This is a genomic window from Bacillus sp. LR--39, from assembly GCF_053613335.1.
Window position 1 is genome coordinate 1 of record NZ_JBSIOT010000422.1, and the last position, 980, is coordinate 980.

A 980-nucleotide genomic window follows, 5' to 3' on the forward strand; every position below is an offset into this window, starting at 1 on the left:
TTTCCACCTAAATGGGAGCGGGAGGTTCAAGTGAATGTAGCAGCGATCGAGGAAGCTCAAGCTGATTTACAAAAGGTTTTATGCAAGGAAGATCTCGATGAGGATATCAAAAATGAAGCACTGCAGTTATATGATCAGCTGGAAAGCTCTAAAGCTTACTATGACTGGCTGAAACGGCTTGCTGAATCGGTGCAGACCGGAGAAATTTTTAAATTTATACCGATCGAAACAAAGTAAAGCAGAAAACGCCTGGGAAAGCAGGCGTTTTTTTGATGTAACTACTACAAATTTGAAAAATACGGGAAAAACACCCCATTTACTTCCAAAATATTTGATGGTAATTTTATGTAGGTAAAATTTGTATTTGGCCTTTCAGAGGAGGTGAAAAGCGGGCAGGCCTGTTTAATTTATCATTTTTTAGGGGGAATTTTGTTATGAAACGCAAATTATTATCTTCTTTGGCAATTAGTGCATTAAGTCTCGGGTTACTCGTTTCTGCACCTACAGCTTCTTTCGCGGCTGAATCTACATCAACTAAAGCTCATACTGAATCTACTATGAGAACACAGTCTACAGCTTCATTGTTCGCAACAATCACTGGCGCCAGCAAAACGGAATGGTCTTTCTCAGATATCGAATTGACTTACCGTCCAAACACGCTTCTCAGCCTTGGCGTTATGGAGTTTACATTGCCAAGCGGATTTACTGCAAACACGAAAGACACATTGAACGGAAATGCCTTGCGTACAACACAGATCCTCAATAACGGGAAAACAGTAAGAGTTCCTTTGGCACTTGATTTGTTAGGAGCTGGCGAATTTAAATTAAAACTGAATAACAAAACACTTCCTGCCGCAGGTACATATACTTTCCGTGCAGAGAATAAATCATTAAGCATCGGAAATAAATTTTACGCAGAAGCCAGCATTGACGTGGCTAAGCGCAGCACTCCTCCGACTCAGCCTTGCGGTTGCAACTAA

At 40.9% G+C, this 980-nt stretch carries 1 protein-coding gene and 1 pseudogene; both read left to right on the plus strand.

What is annotated here, in order from left to right; genetic code table 11:
* Positions 1–237, plus strand: a pseudogene (gene gbsR, locus ACWHAR_RS23745) (transcriptional regulator GbsR); the annotation flags it as partial.
* A gap of 197 nt (positions 238–434) precedes the next feature.
* Entirely contained in the window at positions 435–980 is a 546-nt protein-coding gene (gene bslA / locus ACWHAR_RS23750) for a biofilm surface layer hydrophobin BslA (RefSeq protein ID WP_003243556.1), read from the plus strand.